The organism is Novilysobacter longmucuonensis (genome assembly GCF_046600735.1).
GTDB lineage: Bacteria > Pseudomonadota > Gammaproteobacteria > Xanthomonadales > Xanthomonadaceae > Novilysobacter_A > Novilysobacter_A longmucuonensis.
On record NZ_JBJMAW010000003.1, the window covers coordinates 23,910 to 43,379 of the forward strand.

The following is a 19,470-nucleotide window of genomic DNA, read 5'->3' on the forward strand; positions in this document are numbered from 1 at the left end:
CGGATGACCCCCGCGTTCAACACCGCCGCCTACTCCCGCCACCTGCACCGCATCGCCTGGCTGGCGGTGGCGCTGGCACTGGTCGTGATCATCTTCGGCGCGTTCGTGCGACTGTCCGACGCCGGCCTGAGCTGCCCGGACTGGCCGACCTGCTACGGCCGCGCGGCGTGGCCGAGCGCGGCCCAGGAGGTGGAGTCGCACGCCGCCACCGCGATCCGCCCGCTGGAGACCCACAAGGCCTGGCGCGAACAGGTCCACCGCCACATCGCCGCGACCTTGGGCGTACTGGTGCTGGTGCTGGCGCTGCTGGCCGCGCGCAAGCGGCGCCTGGGAATCGCGCAGATTCTGGCATCCGCCGGCCTGGTCGCGGTCGCGATCGGGCTGTACATGCAGGCCTGGTACACGGCAGCGGCGGCGCTGGCGCTGATCGCCGAGGCGATCCTGCTGCTGGCCGCGTGGCGCTGGAGCAACCTGGACCTGTCCCGGGTCGCCGCACTCACCCTGGCGGTGATCATCGTCCAGGCGTTGCTCGGCATGTGGACGGTGACCTGGCTGCTCAAACCGGTGGTGGTGACCGCGCACCTGCTCGGCGGGATGCTGACGTTCTCGCTGCTGCTGTGGATGGCCTGGCGCGCGACCGGCGTGCCGATCCGGCTGGTGCAGGCACCGGAGCTGCGGCGCTGGGTGGCGGTCGGGATCGCGCTGCTGGCCATCCAGATCGCGCTGGGCGGCTGGACCAGCGCCAACTATGCGGCGCTGTCGTGCGGTGCCGGCGGCTGGACCGGCGACACCGCGCACTGGCTGGACTTTCCCAAGTGCGTGGGCCAGTGGTGGCCGGCGCATGATTTCCGCGAGGGTTTCGTGCTGTGGCGCGGTATCGGCGTCGACTACGAGGGCGGCATCTTGGACGGCGAGGCACGCATCGCGATCCAGCTGGCGCACCGGATGATGGCGGCGGTGGTGCTGGTCTACCTGCTGGCGCTGGCCTACCGGCTGCTGCGCACGCCGGGCCTGCGCGCCTGGGCGGTCATGCTCGCGCTGACCGCGCTGCTGCAGGTCGGCCTCGGCATCGCCAACGTCAAGCTGGCGCTGCCGCTGCTGGTGGCCATGCTGCACGTGGCCGGGGCGGTCATGCTGTTGTTCCTGCTGGTGTCGCTGCTGGCGCGGCTGCGCAGCCCGGAGCGGTGAAAAACGGTAAACCGGTAAACCGGTAAACCGCAGGCGCTGGTTGTCGACCTGTTTTCTGGCTCTCGGCCTTCACTTTTACAATTCACTGTGCACCCATTCACTATCGACCCCACGATGTCCGCCACCCTCCGCCAATACTTCGACCTGACCAAGCCGCGCGTGGTCGCACTGATCGTGTTCACCGCGATCGTCGGCATGTTCCTCGCGGTGCCGGGTCTGCCGCCGCTGCGTGAGTCGGTGCTGGGTTTCATCGGCATCTGGCTGGCCGCGTCCTCGGCCGCGGCGATCAACCAGCTGCTCGATTCGCGCATCGACGCCAAGATGGCGCGCACCTCGTGGCGTCCGATCGTGGTCGGGCAGATCACCCCCGCGCACGCGCTGGTGTTCGCGCTGGTGCTGGCGGCGCTGTCGATGACGATCCTGGTGCTGTGGGTCAACGTGCTGACCGCGCTGCTGACCTTCGCCTCGCTGATCGGCTACGCGGTGATCTACACCGTCTTCCTCAAGCGCGCCACCCCGCAGAACATCGTGATCGGCGGCATCGCCGGCGCCGCGCCGCCGGCGCTGGGCTGGGCCGCGATCACCGGCACGCTCGACCCGCACGCGCTGCTGCTGGTGCTGATCATCTTCGTCTGGACCCCGCCGCACTTCTGGGCGCTGGCGATCTTCCGGCGCGAGGACTATGCGCGCGCGATGGTGCCGATGCTGCCGGTCACCCACGGCGTGCAGTACACCCGCTGGCAGATATTGTTCTACACCGTGCTGCTGCTGGTGGTGACCGTGCTGCCGTGGGTCACCGGCATGAGCGGGCTGTTCTACCTCGGCGGCGCGCTGGTGCTCGGCGCGGTGTTCCTCGGCTACGCCTGGAAACTGATGGACCCGCCCGACGAGCTGTACGCGATGAAGGTGTTCAACTATTCGATCGTGTACCTGATGGCGCTGTTTGGATTTTTGTTGCTGGACCACTGGCTGCTGCCGTTCATGCAGCCGGCGCCGGGCCTGGAGCTGCAGCCCGTCGCCTGAGCTACGGCTGCGTGAACGGGGCAGGGTCGCCTTGAAGCGCGCTGCACCGCCGGGCCAATGCTGCGCACGGGTCCGCCGGCCGCTTCACTTCAATCCCACGCCACTCTGGTTGAATGGGGTGCTAACCAGCGTTCTGACAGGGATGGGCACAATGCCAACGACAAAGTCTCCACTTCGGGCCGGCGTGTGAGGGCGGGCTGCGATGCCAATCCGTGGCAGGCGGGCGCGTCGCAGCCGGGGGCAGGACCGTGAGCCGGCAGCGCCCGCCGCGGCGGCCGACCGGCAGCAAAACATCCAGGCGCCTGTGGCTCGGTTTCGGCACGCTGACCGGCCTGCTGGTGTTGCTGGGCCTGGCGATCCTCACCCGCTCGTTGTCTATCGAGGCGCAGATCGACGGCATCAGCCAGGCGCGCAACCTCAGCGCCGCCGCGCGCCAACTGGAAGTCAACACGCTGGGCTATTCGCTGGCGGTGCGTGAGTACGCCCAGAACCGGGACCCGCGGGCGCGACAGGACGCGGTGCGCCAGGCCGCCGGGGTGGAGCGACGGCTGCAGGACTACCGCCGCTATGCCAGCACCGACCGGCAGCGCGTGCTCGCTGCGCGGCTGGAGCCATCGTGGGGGCGGTTACGGGCGCTCGGCCGTGAACTGCTCGATGCCGACAGCGCTGGCGCGCCGGTGCCCCCGGCGCCCTCGGCGGAGTTCTACGCCCGCCGCGTAACGCTGGAGCGGCTGCTGGACGAGGAGGTCCAGGCCGAAGCGGTCGAGGCCTACAACCAGCGCCGGTATGTGGCGCTTTCGGACCTGCGCACCATCGCGATTTTCTCGCTGGTCCTGCTGGGGATCGGGGTGCTGCTCGCGGTGGCGACCGGCGTGGTGGTGAGCCGCGGCATCCTGCGCGGCGAGCGCGAACTGTGGACCAGCCGCGAGCGGCTGCGGGTGACCCTGGCCAGCATCGGCGATGCGGTGATCACCACCGACACCCGCGGGCGCGTCTCCTACCTCAACGCGGTGGCCGAGGCGCTGACCGGATGGGACAGCGACCAGGCCGCCGGGCGGCCGCTGGAGGAGGTGTTCCGGATCATCGACGAGGACGAGCGCCAGCCGGTCGAGAGCCCGGCCACGCGCGCGCTGCGCGAAGGCGTGATCGTCGGGCTGGCCAACCACACGCTGCTGATCACCCGCGACGGTCTGGAGCGGCCGATCGACGACAGCGCCGCACCGATCCACGGCGAGCACGGCGAGGTGCTCGGCGTGGTGCTGATCTTCCGCGACGTGACCGAGCGCCGCGAGGCCGAGAAGAACCTCAAACAGGCGCACGACCGCAGGAACGCCGCGTTCGAGGCGGCACTGGACTGCATCATCAGCACCGACCACGAAGACACCATCATCGAGTTCAATGCCGCCGCCGAGCGCACCTTCGGCTACCGGCGCGAGCAGGTGCTGGGCCGGCCGCTGGGCGAGGTGATGATCCCGCCGGCCTATCGCGAGCGGCATCGCAAGGGAGTGGCGCACTACCTGGCGACCGGCGAAGGCCCGATCCTCGACCAGCGCCTGGAGCTGTCGGCCCTGCGCGCCGATGGCAGCGAGTTCCCGGTGGAGCTGACCGTCACCCGCATTCCGCTGGAAGGCGCGCCGGTGTTCACCGCCTACCTGCGCGACATCACCGAACACAAGCGCGCCCAGGCCGCGCTGGCCGAAAGCGAGGCACGCTGGCGCGGCATCTTCGAGCGTCTGCACGAGGGGTTCGTGCTCGGCGAGATCGTGCACGATCGCACTGGTACCCCGGTGGACTGGCGTTATCTTGAAATGAACGCCTCCTGGGAACAGATCACCGGCCTGTCGCGGGAAGCATCCCAGGGCCGGACCCTCAACGAGGTCGTGCCGGGCGTCGAACCCGAATGGGTCGCCGAGTTCGCCGATGTGGCGGCAACCGGTCAGCCGGCCAACTTCCTGCGCCACGTGGCCGCGCTCGACCGCTGGTACGAGGTGCACGCGTTCCGCCCGGAGCCGAACCGTTTCGCCGCGCTGTTTTTGGAGGTCACCGACCGCCAGAAGGCGCAGACGCGCCTGCGCGAGAGCGAGACGCGCCTGCGTTTCGTGCTCGATTCGATGCCGCAGAAGATCTTCACCGCCACGCCTGACGGCACCATCGATTATTTCAACCCGCAATGGAGCGAGTTCACCGGGCTGAGCCAGGAGCAGATCCTGGGTTGGGGCTGGACCCAATTCGTCCATCCCGATGATGCCGACGAGACCATGCGGCGCTGGCGGCACGCGGTCGATTCCGAAGAGTCGTTGCTGCAGGAGCACCGCTTCCGCCGCGCCGACGGCCAGTACCGGTGGCACGTCAGCCGCGGCCGCCCGATGCGCGACGAGGCCGGGCGGGTGGTGATGTGGGTCGGCTCCAACACCGACATCGAACAGCAGAAGCAGACCGCGCAGGAGCTGCGCCAGCTGGCCGCGGCGCTGTCGGAAACCGACCGCCGCAAGAACGAGTTCCTGGCGGTGCTGGCCCACGAACTGCGCAACCCGCTGGCGCCAATCCGTAACGCCCTGGAGATCCTGCGGATGGCCGGCGGCGATGCCGATGCGGTGGCCTCCATGTACGGGGTCATGGACCGCCAGGTCGGCCAGATGGTCCGGCTGGTCGATGACCTGCTCGATGTCAGTCGCATCAGCCGCGGCAAGATCGAGCTGCGGCGCGAGCGGGTCGACCTGAGAGCGATCATCGAGCAGGTGGTCGACACCGCCCGCCCGGCGATCGACGCGGTCGGGCATGCCTTGACCGTGACGCTGCCGCCGCAGCCGGTGCACCTGCAGGCTGACCCGGTGCGCCTGGCGCAGGTATTCGGCAACCTGCTCAGCAATGCGCGCAAATACACCGAACCGGGCGGCCAGATCGCCATCGTGGCCGAATGCGACGCCGCCGAGGCCGTGGTGACAGTCACCGACAGCGGCGTCGGCATCGCCGCGGACATGCTGCTGCATGTGTTCGGGATGTTCACCCAGGTCGACCAGTCCGTGGAGCGCTCGCAGGGCGGCCTCGGCATCGGCCTGACTCTGGTGCAGCGGCTGGTGGAACTGCACGGCGGCACGGTTCAGGCCCATAGCGAAGGCCCGGGCCAGGGCAGCGAGTTCGTGGTGCGCCTGCCGGTCTGAGTGGCAGGCAACTGTAGCCGGGCCGCTACCGATGCGTAGAGCGGAGCTTGCTCCGCTGGCGCCTTCGAGGTGGAGCAGCCGAGCAAGCTCGGCTCTACGACACCCGCCCCGTAGGAGCGCCCCATGGGCGCGATCGCTGTACTACGAATTCCCATCGCGGGCATGGCCCGCTCCTACAAAAGCGTAGAGCGGGGCTTGCTCCGCTGGCGCCTTCGCGGTGGAGCAGCCGAGCAAGCTCGGCTCTACGACACCCGCCCCGTAGGAGCGCCCATGGCGAGATCGGTTTACTACGAATCCCCATCGCGGGCATGGCCCGCTCCTACAAAAGCGTAGAGCGGGGCTTGCTCCGCTGGCGCCTTCGCGGTGGAGCAGCCGAGCAATCTCGGCTCTACGACACGCGCCTCGCAGGAGCGCCCCATGGGCGCGATCGCTTTACTACGAATTCCCATCGCGAGCATGGCCCGCTCCTACAAAAGCGTAGAGCGGAGCTTGCTCCGCTGGCGCCTTCGCGGTGGAGCAGCCGAGCAAGCTCGGCTCTACGACACCCGCCCCGTAGGAGCGCCCATGGCGAGATCGGTTTACTACCAATTCCCATCGCGGGCATGGCCCGCTCCTACAAAAGCGTAGAACGGAGCTGGCTGCGCTGCCCTGCGCCGCGCAGAAGCAGCCGAGCAAGCTCGGCTCTACGGGAGCCCGAAACCATCGGCGCGGAACGGCCGTCAGCTACGCAGGCGCACCGGCGCGGCCACGCCGTTGCGGCTTTCGGCGAACACACCGATGCGCTCGCCGGAGCGCTGGAACACCAGGTCGGTGCAGCTGTCGCCGACGCTGATGTCGCGCAGGCGCACCTCGTCGATGCCGGGTGGCAGTTGCGGGCGGTCGACGTTGATCTCGCCCGACCAGGCGTCGATGTCGACCCCCAGGCAGGCCTGCAGCAGCATGAACGGTGAGCCAGCCGCCCACGCCTGCGGCAGGCAGGCGACGGGGTACGGGATCGGCTGCGCGCCTTGCGCGCGGGTGAAGCCGCAGAACAGCTCCGGCAGGCGCATGTCGAAATGCACCGCCGACTCGAACGCGCTGTGCAGCAGTTTGACCGCCGCGCCGCGGTGGCCGTAGCGCGCGATTCCCGCCGCGCACAGCGCACTGTCGTGCGGCCAGACCGAACCGTTGTGGTACGACATCGGGTTGTAGTGCGGCTCGCCGCGGGCCAGCGTGCGCACGCCCCAGCCATTGTTGAACGCCGGCGACATCAGCTGCTCGGCCACGTGGGCGGCGCGCTGGTCATCGCAGAGGCCGACGTAGAGCAGGTGCCCGGGATTGCTCGCGCGCACTTCGCACAACTGGTCCTCGCCGTCCAGCGCGATGCCGTAGAACTCGCGCGAGGGCATCCAGAACCGTGCCTCGACCGCCGCGCGCAGGGCCTCGGCGCGCTCGAGCCAGCGATCGGCCGCGGCCGGGTCGCTGCGGCGCCGGGCCAGCGTGGCCATTGCCTGGAATGCGGCGAACGCGTAGCCCTGCACCTCGACCAGCGCGATCGGCCCCGACGGGAATCGCCCGTCGGCATGGAACACCGAGTCCTCGCTGTCTTTCCAGCCCTGGTTGGCCAGTCCCGAGTCCTCGCCGCGGGCGTAGTCGAGAAAGCCCGAGCGGTTCTGGTCGCAGGCCCGCTCGATCCACGCCGTGGCCGCCAGCAACGCCGGCCACAGCGTCTCCACGAATGCCATGTCGCCGCTGCGGCGGGCGTAGGCGCCGGCCAGCAGCACGAACAACGGGGTAGTGTCGACGCCGCCGTAGTAGCGCCCGAACGGCAACTCGCGCGTCGCCGACATCTCGCCCTTGCGGGTCTCGTGCATGATCTTGCCCGGCGCCGCGTCGAGGAACGAGGACTCCTCCTGCGCCTGATGACGGGCCAGGAACGCCAGCACCCCGCGCGCCAGTCCGGGGTCCAGCCACAGGGTCTGCAGCGCCGTGACCACCGCGTCGCGCCCGAACGGGGTGGAGAACCACGGGATGCCGGCATACGGATACGGGCCGGTTTCCAGCTCGCTGGTCAGCAGCGCCAGGTCGACCCGCGAGCGCTGCATCCAGGCGTCGAACAGCGGCATGCCGCTGCCGATCCGGCCGCCGCGCCGCTGGCGCTCGCGCATGCGCCGCCGGGCCTGCGCGGCCGCGGCGCGGTAACGCGCGCGCGCCGGCACGCTTTCGGCAACCGTGCCGACTTCGACGTAGAGCTCGTCGCGCGCGCCCGGCGCCAGCCGCATCGGGAACTCCAGCACCTCGTCAATCACCTGCTCGGGCGCACGCGAGAATGCCACCACCGAGGTGCGCACCACCTCGTCCAGGCCGCGGTAGCGGAACAGCACCCCATTGCCGCGCGGCTCGCGCGGCAGCAGCTCGCCACGTGCCGGCCGCACGCTGCCGCGGACCTCGAACATGTCGCGGAAATCGGCGTCCAGCTCGATCCGCAACGGTACGATCACCCCGCGGCTACCGTAGTTGCGGCAGGCGATCCGCTCGTACATGCGCTCGCCCAGCAGGAACCGCGAGCGGCTGATGTGGACCAGCCCCTCCGGCGCGGCCGACTCGCCCAGCAACGGCAACTGGCGATTGGTCAGGTGGGCGACGAAGAACACGTTGTCGCTGGTGACCGCGCCATTGAGCAGCGCCGGCTGGGTCTCGCCCAGGCGCAGGCGGTAGCGCGACAGCAGCCGGGTGTCGTCGCGGAACAGGCCGTTGCTGCCGCTGTCGATGTCGCCGTAGCCGTTGGCGACCAAGAAGCTGTCGCCGTCCTTGAGCACGTGGCTGGCGTACAGCGCGGCACTGGCGGCGGCGTCGGCGCTCATGCGTGCAGCCGCAGGTCGTGGCGCTGCGCATCGAGTATCCGCCAATACAACGCAAGGTAGCCCTGCGCCATGGCGGCGGCGGAAAAGCGCCGCTCGAACACCGCGCGGATGGTGGCGCGGTCCAGCGCGATCACCTCGCCGATGGCCGCGACCGCCTCGGCTTCCGACGCGACGATGCGCCCGCACACGCCATCCTCGAGCAGCTCCGGCACCGCGCCGCGATTCCACGCGATCACCGGCGTGCCGCAGGCCATCGCCTCGATCATCACCAGCCCGAACGGCTCGGGCCAGTCGATCGGGAACAGCAGCGCCAGCGCCTCGCCGAGGAATGCCGCCTTCCCGGTGTCGTCGATCTCGCCGATGAACTCCACGCCCGGCCCGCCCAGCAACGGCGCGATGGTGTCGTGGAAATAGGCGCGGTCGACGTCGTCGACCTTGGCCGCGATCCGCAGCGGCAGGCCGGCGCGGCGGGCGATCGCGATCGCGCGGGCCAGCCCCTTCTCCGGTGAGGCGCGGCCGAGGAACGCCAGGTAGCCGCCGCGCGGCCGCGGCGTGAGCGGATACAGCTCCAGCGGCAGTCCGTGGTGCACAGTGCCGAGCCAGTTGGCGTCGGGCAGCGGCGCGCGCTGGCGCTGCGAGATCGACACCAGCGGAAACTGCGGCCAGCGCCGGTACACGCCCGGCAGGTCGTCCAGGTCGAGGCGGCCGTGCAGCGTGGTCAGGGTGCGCGGGGCGCAGTCGGCGAAGACCGGGTAGTGCAGCAGGTCGAGATGGAAGTGCAGCACGTCGAACTCGTCCGCCCGTGCGTGCACCTCGTGCAGCATCGACAGGTGCGCGGCAAGCTCGGACTTGAGCGGTGCCGGGTCCAGCCGGATGGCCCGGTCGCGCACCGGCACCAGCACCGCGCGGGTGTCGGCATCGGCCGCGGCGAACAGCGTGACCGCATGCCCGGCGTCGACCAGCGCATCGCTCAGGTGCGCAACCACGCGCTCGGTGCCGCCGTACAGCCGCGGCGGCACCGCCTCGCACAAGGGCGCGATCTGGGCGATCTTCATGGCACGGCGTTCATGCCGGGACGGTCACGGCGCGCCGCGCTGTCTGAACACACATCTGGCCGCACCTCGAAAGACCCGGGTGGCGCCGGTATAGGCGCGCCAGCGTCTACGCAGCGTGGTGGCCAGTGCCGCAGCGCCGTAGGAGCGGCTTCAGCCGCGATCCGGGGGGCCGGGGCGCGCGATCCGGAGCTGCAATCGCAGCTGAAGCCGCTTCTACAGGATCTGCTGCAGCGCCTCGCGGATTGCGGCCGTGTCGGTCGGCCGCACCAGGCGGGTGAGCTCCTCGCCGTCGCGCAGGAACACCAGCGTCGGCCACAACTTGACCCGGAACGAGCGTCCCAGCCGCCGCCCGCGACCGTCCTCGACCTTGACGTGGCGGACGCCGGGATGCGGTTCGAGCGCCGCCTCGATCGGCGCCTGCGCGGCGATGCAATGGCCGCACCACGGCGCGCCGAATTCGACAACGAGCGGTCCGCCCGCGGCGTCGATCGCGGCGCGCGACGGTTCGCTATCGGCATAGGCGCGGGTGGTCACGACTCCATTCTCGGCATCGGAAGTGGGCGAGACGCTAGTCCACTCCAGGTGATGGTCGAGTCTGGGTAGGCTGGGCTGGTAAGCCCAGCAATCGCGGCATCCGGAGTGCTGGGCTTATCAGCCCAGCCTACGTCGGCCCGGGAGACGCGGCCTTATTCGCCCTCGCCGATCAAATGCCGCTGCCAGAACAGCATCGTCGCGGCATTGAAATAATCGCTGTTGCTCTTCTTGCGGAAGCCGTGGCCCTCGTCGTCGAACAGCAGGTACCAGACCGGCTGGCCGTTGCCGCGCACCGCCTCCACGATCTGTTCGGCCTCGGTGTACGGCACGCGCGGGTCGTTCTTGCCCTGGGCGACGAACAGCGGCGAGCTGATTCGATCGGCGTGGTTGAGCGGCGAGATGCGCTCGAACAGCGCGGCGATCTCCGGCTCGCGTTCGTCGCCGTACTCGGCGCGGCGCAGGTCGCGGCGGTAGTCCTCGGTGTTGGTCAGGAACGTGCCGAAGTGCGAGATGCCGACGATGTCGACGCCCGCCTTGATCCGCTCGGGGTACAGCATCATCGAGGCCAGCACCATGTAGCCGCCGTAGCTGCCGCCGTAAACGCCGACGCGCTCGGCGTCGAGCTCCGGCTGCTGCTCGATCCAGTCCAGCAGCGCGCCGATGTCGCGCACCGAATCCTCGCGCAGGGCGGCATTGTCCAGCCCGAGGTAGGTCTTGCCGTAGCCGGCCGAGCCGCGCACGTTGGGCACCAGCATGGCCACGCCCAGCTCGTTGGCCAGGTATTGCGCGGTCGGGTTGAAGGTCGGCAGTGCCTGGCCTTCCGGGCCGCCGTGGATGTTGATCACCACCGGCAGCTTGTCGCCGGCCCGACTGCCGGCTGGACCGCTGCCGGAGGGCTTGTAGTAGAACGCCGGGATCGTGCGCGGCGCACCGTCCACCGTGTCAAAGCTCGGGTAGCGGATCAGGCTCGGCGCGACGAAATCCGCGGTGTCCAGGCCGCCGACCTCGCTGCGGGTCCAGCGCGTGAGCGTGGTATCGCGAAGATCGACCACGTATACGTCACTCGGCGAGGTCGCGGTATTGAGCGTCAGCGCCAGGCGATCGCCATCGGGTGAAAAACCGAAGCCGCCGATCACCCCCGCCGGCAGATCCGGCAGCGCGACCGGGCGGTGCTCCGGCACCGTCAGGACATGCAGCTTCTCGATGCCGTCCTCGTTGGTGACATAGGCCAGATGGCGCCCGTCGCCGGCAATGTCGAAGCCTTCCACGCCCCATGGGACATGCGCGCTGAGCTCGGTCACCGCGCCGCTGGCGGGGTCGTGGTGGCGCAGCGTACGGAACTCGCTAGGCTCGTCCACGCTGTCATCAGTGCGGATGGGTTCGTCGGATACGAAGTACACGCTGCGGCCATCGGGTGCATAGCGGAATCCGCCGAACGACGCCTTGCCGCCGTCGACGGGGAACAGTTCCAGCTCGCCGGTCGCCAGGTCGACCTCACCCGGATAGGACTCGCTGGCCGAGACGTACCGGCTCACCAGCAGCCGGCCGACGTGGGGCGAGAAATCGAGGGCGTACCACGAGCCGCCGGCGGTGACCACCGGCCGCGCCTGGCGGGTGGCGAAGTCCATCACCCACACATCGGTGTCGGTGCCGTTGCGCACCGTGCTGCTGTAGGCGAACTGGTCGCCGTCATGCGAGAACAGCGGCGCCTGGTTGCGCGCCTCGCCGTCGGTCAGCAGGGTCGCCTCGCGTCGGTCCAGGTCGAACCAGTGCAGCTGCCAGAACTCGTTGCCGCCGATGTCCTTGCCGAACACGAACCCGTCGAGGTCCGAGGACGGCGGCGCGGTGCCGACGTTGTTGATCGGCTCGGGGAAGAACGTGAGCTGCTCGCGCATGCCCATCGGCTCGCACACGCGATGGGCCTGGCTGGTTTCGGCGAAGCGCGTGCTGATCAGCACACAGCCGTCCTGGGTCCAGCCGGCGAAGCCGGCGCCTCGGGTGTTCTGGTAACGATTGAGTCGCTCGATCAGCGCCGGCGGGATCGCCGGGATGTTCTCGCTGACCCGGTTGCCGACGGTATCGCGCTGCACCGCCGGCGCCTGCGCGAAAGCCGGCGCGGCACAAACCAGGGCGAGGGCGAAGGGCAGGACGTAGTGCAGTGGCATGTGAGCATTCCCCGACGAGGCAAGAAAGCCGAAGCTTAGCTTCTAAAACGGCGCCTGTAGGCTGCCAGACGCGTAGGCCGGGCCGCAAAGCCCGGCGCTTGTGCGGGAGGTCTGGCGCCTCGCGGGGCTGGCGTTGCATGGCTGCAAGGAGCGGGGCTTGTCAGCCCAGCCTGCAATCACCTTTTGCGTGCCTCGTGCGACCGGACGCATGTGCCGGATGCCCCTCAGCCGGCCAGCATTCGCCCGCCATCCAGGTACAGCACCTGACCAGTCGAGTAGGACGCGTCCTGCAGCAGCCAGCGCACCGCCTCGGCGACTTCCTCCGGGGTGCCGGTGCGCGCGAGCGGCGTGCGCGCGAGCAGGGCGTCGTGCGCGGCGGTATCGGTTGAATTTTCCGGCCACAGCACCGCGCCCGGCGACACCGCGTTGACCCGTACCCGCGGGCCCAGCTCCAGCGCCAGCGACCGGGTCGCCATCAGCAACGCGGCCTTGGCCATGCAGTAGATGGTGTGCTCGTGCAGCGGGCGCTCGCCGTAAATGTCGGTGAGGTTGACGATCGCGCCGCCGGACTCGCGCAGGTGGCTCGCCGCGGCCTGGGCCAGGAAGAACGGCGCGCGCGCGTTGCTCGCGAACAGCGCGTCCCATTGCGCCGGTGTGGCCTGGCCGATCGGGCTGGGCGAGAAGCCCGACGCGTTGTTGACCAGCGCATCCAGCCGCCCGAAATGCCGCGCCGTGCTGGCGACCAGCTCGGGCACGCGCTCGATGTCGGCCAGTTCCGCCTGCAGGATCAGCGTGCTGCCGGCGCGTGCGCGTTCGAGTTCGGCGGCCAGCGATTCGACCTCCTCGCGCGAGTTGCGGTAATGCAGGGCCAGATCAAAGCCGGCCGTATGCAGCGCGCGCGAGATCGCCGCGCCGAGGCGGCGGGCCGAGCCGGTGACGAGGGCGACCGGGGCAGGGGGCATCGACATCTCTCTTCCGGAGGGGCTTTTGTAGGAGCGGCTTCAGCCGCGAGCGCTTGCTGTGTTGACGCGGTATCGCGGCTGAAGCCGCTCCTACAGGGGCGGCCCGATCATCGGCCATTGCCGCACGAACGGCTATCCTGCGCGACCGTCACACCCGATGTAAACGCGAGTCCCACCGCCGTGAGCGATTTCACCCTGCCACCGCCCGATACCGACGCGGCCGCGCACAGCGCCCGGCTGAGCGAGGCGATCCGCGCCGAGATCGCCTCCAGCGATGGCGTGATCGCGTTCTCGCGCTTCATGGAACTGGCCTTGTACGCGCCGGGGTTGGGCTATTACAGCGCCGGCGCCAGCAAGTTCGGCGAGGCCGGCGACTTCGTGACCGCGCCGGAGCTGGGGCCGATCTTTGCCGCCTGCGTCGGCGAGAGCGTCGCCCCGGTGCTGCAGCAGATCGGACCGGACGCCATGTTCCTGGAGCTGGGCGGCGGCACCGGCGCGTTCGCCGAGGTCATGCTCAAGCGCCTGCTGGAACTCGATGCGCTGCCCGACCGCTACGCGATCCTCGAACCGAGCGCGCAGTTGAAGCAACGCCAGCGCGAGCGCCTGCAGCAGCGCCTGACGCCGCCACTGTTCGAGCTGGTCGAATGGCTCGACGCACCCCTGCCGCACGACTGGCAGGGCGTGCTGTTCGCCAACGAGGTGATCGATGCGCTGCCGACGCCGCGTTTTGCGATGCGCGGCGGTGATGTCCACGAGGAGCACGTGGTGCTGGAGGGCGAAGGCTTCGCGCGCGCGTTGCGCCCGGCCGATGCGTTCCTGGGCAATGCCGTGCGCCACATCGAGCGCCGGCTCGAGCGCGCGCTGCCCGACGGCTACCGCTCCGAGGTGCTGCCGCAGCTGCCGTACTGGATCCAGGCGGTATCGGGCGGGCTCAAGCGCGGCGCGATGCTGTTTGTCGACTACGGCTATCCGCGCGCCGAGTACTACCTGCCCGAGCGCAACGACGGCACCCTGCGCGCGTTCTACCGCCACCGCATGCACGGCGAGCCGCTGCTGTGGCCGGGCCTGCAGGACCTGACCGCGTCGGTCGATTTCACCGCGCTGGCCGAAGCCGGGGTCGCCGCCGGGTTCGACTTCGCCGGCTACTGCAACCAGGCCAGCTTCCTGCTCGGCAACGGTCTGGCCGGCGTCCTCCAGCGCATCGAACGCATCACCGATGAGACCGAGCGCCTGCGCCGCACCCAGGAGGTCAAGCAGCTCACCCTGCCCAGTGGCATGGGCGAGCGTTTCCAGGTGATGGGCTTTCAGAAGGACGTCGAATTCGGCGCCGCATTCCTCGCCGGCGACCTGAGTTTCCGGCTGTGAGTGCGGGCGATCGCGCGCCGGCGCTGCGGCGGTTGCAGCGGCCACGGTTGTGGCTGGCGATCGGCCTGGCCGCGCTGCTGGCGGTGGTGGCGGTGTCGCTGTCGCCGGCGAGTTCACTGCCGGCGCCAGCGATGCTCGGCTTCGACAAGTTCGCCCATCTGGTGACCTATGCGGCGCTGTCGGCGTACGCGGTGATGCTGTTGTCGCGGATGCGCGCCCAGGCGCTGGCGGGCCTGGCGCTGGTGCTGATCGGCATCATGCTGGAGGTCGGCCAGGGCTGGCTGACCGAGACCCGCGCGGCGGACCGCGCCGATGCACTGGCCAACGCGCTGGGCGTGCTGCTCGGCCTGCTGGTCTCGGCAACGCGTGCCGCGCGCTGGCTGCAGAAGCTCGACGCGCGGCTGGGTCCCGGGTCTCCCACGAGGTAGGTCGGCTCCATCGGATCCGGCGCACCCCTGTATGTAGGAGCGCCCCATGGGCGCGACCGGGCAATCCAGTTTCCGGGTCGCGGGCATGGCCCGCTCCTACAAAAGCGTCACCCGGCGCCTCACTTCGCCCGGAACGACTGCTCCAGCTGCACGCCGTGGAACGCCTGCGGCGCATCGCCGTCGTTGGCATAGCGGTACAGCACGGCCGAGTACACCCCGCTCAATGCCGACTGGTACACCCCCAGCATCAGCACGCCGAGCACGAACAGCACGATCACCGCGCCGGCCAGCACCACCGACACCTGGAACGCCGCGAATGCCAGCAACGCGCCGAGCAGCACCACCGCGGTGGTGATCAGCCCGAACGCCGCGCCGATGCCGACGTGGCCGATCGCGTTCTCGCCCCAGGTCTTCTTCAGCAGCGCCACACTGCGCTTGAGCGCATCGATCGGGCCGATGTCCTGGCTGACCAGCACCGGCACCACCAGGAACGTCGCCAGCGTCCACGCCACGCCCAGGCCGCCGCCGATCAGCCGCACGATGAAGTTGTTGTCGCGGCCCTTCAGCGACTGCAGCAGCACGCCGACGGTGGCGGCGATCGCGGCGTAGCCCAGGATCGGGCGGATGCGCGAGCGGGCGATGCCGATACCGTCGGCCAGGGTCGGGTCACCGCCCTGCAGCCGGATCATCGCCGCACCGACCAGCGCGCAGTTGAAGAAAATGATCACGCTGTACTGGCAAAAATAAAACAGGAAGCCGACGATCGCGCCGCCCACGCTGAAGCCATCGGCAAAGATTCCCAGCGCGAATACCGGAATCGCGAATGTCGCCAGCACCACCAGCGTGGCCAGCGAGGAGATCACCGGAAACAGCATCAGCTCCTTGTCCGAGCGCAGCACCGCCGCACTCGCCTTGATCAATCCCCAACTGCGCGAAAGCTTTTCGAACATCGTCCTGCCCCCAAGTGACCGCCGCGCCCGGGCGGATACGGGCCTGCCATACCCGGCAGGAGTGTGCACATGATGCCATCGGCCGCGGCGGGTGGACGCCTCACCCACCGTGCGACGGTCCTGTAGGAGCGGGCCACGCCCGCGATTGCGGCATCAGTAGCGGGGCGATCGCGGGCATGGCCCGCTCCTACGCGTGCGGCGATGCCAGCTCGCGGTTTCTTTCCATCGCCGCAAGCAGCCCGGCAATCACAGCTCCACCGTTTCCAGCGGCAGCGCGTTGTCGCGGTGCCCGGCCCACATCTGCGCCAGGGTGCGGCCGTCCTCGGGCACCACCACGTCGGGGGCGATGTCGGCCAGCGGCTTGAGCACGAACGCATGCCTGAGCTCCGGGCGCGGCAAACGCAGGTTGCCGGGGCCTTCGAGTACGCGGTTGTCGAACAGCACGATGTCGATGTCGAGCGTGCGGTCGCCATGACGCGGCCCGCTGCGGTCGCGCCCGTGTGCGTCCTCGAGCGCGTGCAGCCACTCGTTGAGCTGGTACGGGTCGAGTTCGGAGGCGATGACCGCGGCGGCATTGAGGAAATCGGCGCCATCGAAACCGACCGCACGCGTGCGGTACACCGGCGACACCAGCACCTCGCCGAAGCGCTCGCGCAGCGCGGCGATGGCGCTGCGCAGGTGGGCCTCGGCGTCGATGTTGCTGCCCAGGCTGAGGTAGGCGTGGCTGATCCGCGGACGGCTCATGCGGGGTCGGCGGCCGATCCGGCGCGTGCCGCTGGCGCCGCGGTCACCCGCGTCAGCGCCTCGGCCACGTCGGCGCCACCGGGCTGCTGGAACAGCCGCAGGCCAAACTCGGGCAGGACTGCAAGCAGATGGTCGAAGATGTCGCCCTGCAGATTTTCAAAGGCGACCCAGCCGGTATCGGTCGAGAAGCAGTACACCTCCATCGGCAGGCCGGTCGGGCCCGGCGCCAGCTGGCGCACCATCAGCGTCATGCCCTGGTGCACGCCCGGATGCGCACGCAGGTAGGCCGCGACGTAGGCGCGGAACGTACCCAGGTTGGTCGCGCGGCGGTTGTTGACCGGGTCCTTGCCGGCGGCCTGGAGCTGCGCGTTGTGCGCTTCCAGTTCGTCGCGCTGCTTGTTCAGATAATCGTCGATCAGTGCGATGCGGCGCAGGTGCTGGCGCTCGTCCTGGTCGAGGAACCGCACCGAGCTCTGGTCGATCAGCAGCGCGCGCTTGATCCGGCGGCCGCCGGCGTCGGTCATGCCGCGCCAGTTCTTGAAGCTCTCGCTGATCAGGCGATGGGTCGGGATGGTGGTGATCGTCTTGTCCCAGTTCTGCACCTTGACCGTGTGCAGCGCGATGTCGACCACGTCGCCGTCGGCATCGAGCGCCGGCATCTCGATCCAGTCGCCGACGCGCAGCATGTCGTGGCTGGACAACTGCACGCTGGCGACCAGCGACAGGATGGTGTCCTTGAACACCAGCAGCAGCACCGCGGTCATCGCGCCCAGGCCCGACAGCAGCAGCAGCGGCGAGCGGTCGATCAGCGCGGCGATCATCAGCACGCCGGCCAGCACGAACACCACCAGCTTGGCCAGCTGCAGGTAGCCCTTGATCGGCCGCGCCTGGGCGCGCGCGCGGTCGCGCTCGTACAGGTCGTTGAGAGCGTTGAACAGGTTGCCGATCGCCAGTGCGACGGTCAGCGCCATGTAGGCCAGTGCGACGTTGCGCACCACCAGCGCCGCCGCGGCCGGCAGCTCCGGCACGTTGCCTATGCCGGCGTAGACCACCAGCGCCGGCACCACGTGCGCCAGCCGCGACAGCACGCCGCGGCCGAGTATCACGTCGTCCCAGTGGATCGGTGAGGCCTGCGCCAGCCGCACCACCACGCGTAGCAGGATGCGCCGGGTCACCCAGTTCGCCAGCCACGCCGCCAGCAGCAGCCCGATCAGGGACAGCACCGTCGGCGCGTAGGCAAGTTCGGTCAGCGGCTGCCACAACCCGGAAAATTGATCCATCGCTACATCCATCGTCACAGGGTAGCGGTCGGGCGTTCGATGATCACCCCCACCGCGCGCGCACCGCGCACCGCGCCGGGCTTGCTCAACTTGAGCCGCACGTGCCGCACGCCGAACTCCTCCAGGATGAGCGCCGCGACGCGCTCGGCCAGCGTCTCGACCAGCCCGAATTCGGATTGCGACACGTACTCGATGATGCGCTTGCTGACCGCCTTGTAGTTCAGCGTATCGGCGATCGCGTCGGTGGCGGCGGGCACGGTGTTGTCGAACGCCATCTCGACGTCGAACAGCAGTGGCTGGCGGATGCGCCGCTCCCAGTCGTAGATGCCGATCAGCGCCTCGATTTCGAGACCTTCGATGAATACCTTGTCCATTGTGGTCCAGCGCCGTTGTAGGAGCGGCTTCAGCCGCGATGGAATTCAGAAGCGACGTGACCACCACGCGACATCGGGAGAAAAAGCTCGCGGCTGAAGCCGCTCCTACGCAAGATCAACCGCCGGCAACGATGCCATATCCCAGCGCGGCGTCACCACGACCGACGCATCTTCGTGCTGCCCCGCCTGCAACCGCAGCGCGCCGGCGAACGCGATCATCGCGCCGTTGTCGGTGCAGAACGCCGGCCGCGGGAAGCTCACCCGGCCACCACGCTGGGTGGCGATGTCGGCGAGCTTCGCGCGCAGCCGCCGGTTCGCGCCGACCCCGCCGGCGACCACCAGCGTCTCGCAACCGGCCGCCTCCAGCGCGCGGGCGCACTTGATCGCCAGCGTGTCGACCACCGCATCCTCGAACCCGCGTGCGATATCGGCGCGGGTGGCGTCGGTCTGGTCGCTGTCGCGCCAGGCCAGCATCACCTGGGTCTTGAGCCCGCTGAAGCTGAAATCCAGTCCCGGCCGGTCGGTCATCGGCCGCGAGAACCTGTAGCGGCCGGCCTGGCCCTGCTCGGCCAACGCCGCCAGTTGCGGGCCGCCGGGGTAGGGCAGGCCCATCATCTTGGCGGTCTTGTCGAAGGCCTCGCCGGCGGCGTCGTCCAGGGTCTCGCCGAGCAGCCGGTAGCGGCCGATCGCCTCGACCGCGACCAGTTGGGTGTGCCCGCCCGAGACCAGCAGCGCCACGAACGGCGGCTGTGGCCGGCCGCGCTCGGGGTGGTCCGGGTCGTCCTCCATCAGCGGCGCCAACAGGTGGCCCTCCATGTGGTGCACCCCGACCGCCGGCACGTCCAGCGCCCAGGCCAGCGAGCGCGCGACCCCGGCCCCGACCAGCAGCGCCCCCACCAGCCCCGGCCCGGCGGTGTAGGCGACCCCGTCGATCTGGCTGACCGCCATGTCCGATTCGGCCAGGGTCTGGCGGATCAGCGGCAGCAGCTTGCGCACGTGGTCGCGGCTGGCCAGCTCCGGCACCACCCCGCCGTACTGCGCATGCAGCGCAATCTGGCTGTACAGCGCGTGCGCCCGCAGCCCGGCCTCGGTGTCGTAGACCGCCACCCCGGTTTCGTCACAGCTGGTTTCGATGCCGAGGACTTTCATTGGGCCGGGCTCGGGACTTGGGACTCGGGGAAGCATAGAGCCGTTTGCAAAGGACGCCAAAGTCGCAAAAAAAGAAGAACGAAGCGATTACTGCCCCCTTTTGCGCTTTTTGCGTCCTTTGCGGACCCGCTCCTGATTTTTCCGAGCCCCCAAGCCCCCAAGCCCCCGAGTCCCGGTCGAACTTGCATCCGCGCCGAGCGCCCCGTTATCATACGCGGCTCGCCCGGAGGACCCGGGCTGTTCACCCGA

Annotated in this window: 15 protein-coding genes; 5 read left to right on the top strand and 10 right to left on the bottom strand. The window is 69.5% G+C overall.

The window, feature by feature from the left end; genetic code table 11:
• The first annotated feature begins 3 nt into the window (after nucleotides 1–3).
• The 3 genes from ACJQWM_RS04175 (at nucleotide 4) to ACJQWM_RS04185 (ending at nucleotide 5,372) form a co-directional block, all read left to right on the top strand.
• Entirely contained in the window at nucleotides 4–1,188 is a 1,185-nt protein-coding gene (locus ACJQWM_RS04175) for a COX15/CtaA family protein (protein WP_332706812.1), read from the top strand.
• 114 nt (nucleotides 1,189–1,302) lie between these two features.
• Nucleotides 1,303–2,211, top strand: a complete 909-nt coding sequence (cyoE, locus tag ACJQWM_RS04180) for a heme o synthase (protein ID WP_332706815.1) — start codon at nucleotides 1,303–1,305, stop codon at nucleotides 2,209–2,211.
• A 248-nt stretch (nucleotides 2,212–2,459) separates the two neighbouring features.
• The gene (locus ACJQWM_RS04185) at nucleotides 2,460–5,372 is read left to right on the top strand and encodes a PAS domain-containing sensor histidine kinase (RefSeq protein ID WP_332706818.1); all 2,913 of its coding nucleotides are present in this window, start codon (nucleotides 2,460–2,462) and stop codon (nucleotides 5,370–5,372) included.
• A 719-nt stretch (nucleotides 5,373–6,091) separates the two neighbouring features.
• Here ACJQWM_RS04185 and ACJQWM_RS04190 read toward each other — a convergent pair.
• From ACJQWM_RS04190 to ACJQWM_RS04210, 5 genes are all read right to left on the bottom strand, one after another.
• Entirely contained in the window at nucleotides 6,092–8,215 is a 2,124-nt protein-coding gene (locus tag ACJQWM_RS04190) for an amylo-alpha-1,6-glucosidase (RefSeq protein WP_411306685.1), read from the bottom strand.
• Nucleotides 8,212–9,270, bottom strand: a complete 1,059-nt coding sequence (locus ACJQWM_RS04195) for a glycosyltransferase family 4 protein (RefSeq protein ID WP_332707352.1) — start codon at nucleotides 9,268–9,270, stop codon at nucleotides 8,212–8,214. Before ACJQWM_RS04195 ends, ACJQWM_RS04190 begins: the two co-directional genes overlap by 4 nt.
• 213 nt (nucleotides 9,271–9,483) lie before the next feature.
• Nucleotides 9,484–9,804 (bottom strand): thioredoxin family protein, encoded by a 321-nt coding sequence (locus ACJQWM_RS04200; RefSeq protein WP_332707355.1) that lies wholly within the window; start codon nucleotides 9,802–9,804, stop codon nucleotides 9,484–9,486.
• A 152-nt stretch (nucleotides 9,805–9,956) separates the two neighbouring features.
• On the bottom strand, nucleotides 9,957–11,969 hold the full coding sequence (locus ACJQWM_RS04205; protein WP_332707358.1) for a S9 family peptidase: 2,013 nt from the start codon (nucleotides 11,967–11,969) through the stop codon (nucleotides 9,957–9,959).
• Between the two features lie 224 nt (nucleotides 11,970–12,193).
• The gene (locus ACJQWM_RS04210) at nucleotides 12,194–12,931 is read right to left on the bottom strand and encodes a pteridine reductase (RefSeq protein WP_332707393.1); all 738 of its coding nucleotides are present in this window, start codon (nucleotides 12,929–12,931) and stop codon (nucleotides 12,194–12,196) included.
• 180 nt (nucleotides 12,932–13,111) lie between these two features.
• Here ACJQWM_RS04210 and ACJQWM_RS04215 point away from each other — a divergent pair, with 180 nt between their 5' ends.
• Together ACJQWM_RS04215 and ACJQWM_RS04220 are read left to right on the top strand one after the other, a co-directional pair.
• Nucleotides 13,112–14,296 (top strand): class I SAM-dependent methyltransferase, encoded by a 1,185-nt coding sequence (locus ACJQWM_RS04215; RefSeq protein WP_332707361.1) that lies wholly within the window; start codon nucleotides 13,112–13,114, stop codon nucleotides 14,294–14,296.
• Entirely contained in the window at nucleotides 14,293–14,724 is a 432-nt protein-coding gene (locus ACJQWM_RS04220; protein WP_332707364.1) for a VanZ family protein, read from the top strand. The genes ACJQWM_RS04215 and ACJQWM_RS04220 overlap by 4 nt, the downstream gene beginning before the upstream one ends.
• 119 nt (nucleotides 14,725–14,843) lie before the next feature.
• Here ACJQWM_RS04220 and ACJQWM_RS04225 read toward each other — a convergent pair whose 3' ends face one another.
• The 5 genes from ACJQWM_RS04225 to tsaD form a co-directional block, all read right to left on the bottom strand.
• Nucleotides 14,844–15,674: a DUF6159 family protein gene (locus ACJQWM_RS04225; RefSeq protein ID WP_332707367.1), complete on the bottom strand. Its 831-nt coding sequence runs from the start codon at nucleotides 15,672–15,674 to the stop codon at nucleotides 14,844–14,846.
• A gap of 246 nt (nucleotides 15,675–15,920) precedes the next feature.
• Nucleotides 15,921–16,403, bottom strand: coding sequence for a 2-amino-4-hydroxy-6-hydroxymethyldihydropteridine diphosphokinase (folK, locus tag ACJQWM_RS04230; protein ID WP_332707396.1), 483 nt, complete (start codon nucleotides 16,401–16,403; stop codon nucleotides 15,921–15,923).
• An 11-nt stretch (nucleotides 16,404–16,414) separates the two neighbouring features.
• Complete coding sequence (locus tag ACJQWM_RS04235) at nucleotides 16,415–17,698, bottom strand: mechanosensitive ion channel family protein (RefSeq protein ID WP_332707371.1); 1,284 nt, start codon at nucleotides 17,696–17,698, stop codon at nucleotides 16,415–16,417.
• A 14-nt stretch (nucleotides 17,699–17,712) separates the two neighbouring features.
• Nucleotides 17,713–18,072 (bottom strand): dihydroneopterin aldolase, encoded by a 360-nt coding sequence (gene folB, locus ACJQWM_RS04240; RefSeq protein ID WP_332707374.1) that lies wholly within the window; start codon nucleotides 18,070–18,072, stop codon nucleotides 17,713–17,715.
• A 105-nt stretch (nucleotides 18,073–18,177) separates the two neighbouring features.
• Nucleotides 18,178–19,221, bottom strand: coding sequence for a tRNA (adenosine(37)-N6)-threonylcarbamoyltransferase complex transferase subunit TsaD (tsaD, locus tag ACJQWM_RS04245; RefSeq protein ID WP_332707376.1), 1,044 nt, complete (start codon nucleotides 19,219–19,221; stop codon nucleotides 18,178–18,180).
• Nucleotides 19,222–19,470 lie beyond the last annotated feature (249 nt).

Bases quoted from the DNA above. Each gene is read 5' to 3' on its own strand.
- ACJQWM_RS04175 (WP_332706812.1), top strand. From the start codon at position 4: ATGACCCCCGCGTTCAACACCGCCGCCTACTCCCGCCACCTGCACCGC.
- cyoE (WP_332706815.1), top strand. From the start codon at position 1,303: ATGTCCGCCACCCTCCGCCAATACTTCGACCTGACCAAGCCGCGCGTG.
- ACJQWM_RS04190 (WP_411306685.1), bottom strand. From the start codon at position 8,215: ATGAGCGCCGACGCCGCCGCCAGTGCCGCGCTGTACGCCAGCCACGTG.
- ACJQWM_RS04195 (WP_332707352.1), bottom strand. From the start codon at position 9,270: ATGAAGATCGCCCAGATCGCGCCCTTGTGCGAGGCGGTGCCGCCGCGG.
- ACJQWM_RS04205 (WP_332707358.1), bottom strand. From the start codon at position 11,969: ATGCCACTGCACTACGTCCTGCCCTTCGCCCTCGCCCTGGTTTGTGCC.
- ACJQWM_RS04210 (WP_332707393.1), bottom strand. From the start codon at position 12,931: ATGCCCCCTGCCCCGGTCGCCCTCGTCACCGGCTCGGCCCGCCGCCTC.
- ACJQWM_RS04225 (WP_332707367.1), bottom strand. From the start codon at position 15,674: ATGTTCGAAAAGCTTTCGCGCAGTTGGGGATTGATCAAGGCGAGTGCG.
- ACJQWM_RS04235 (WP_332707371.1), bottom strand. From the start codon at position 17,698: ATGGATCAATTTTCCGGGTTGTGGCAGCCGCTGACCGAACTTGCCTAC.
- folB (WP_332707374.1), bottom strand. From the start codon at position 18,072: ATGGACAAGGTATTCATCGAAGGTCTCGAAATCGAGGCGCTGATCGGC.
- tsaD (WP_332707376.1), bottom strand. From the start codon at position 19,221: ATGAAAGTCCTCGGCATCGAAACCAGCTGTGACGAAACCGGGGTGGCG.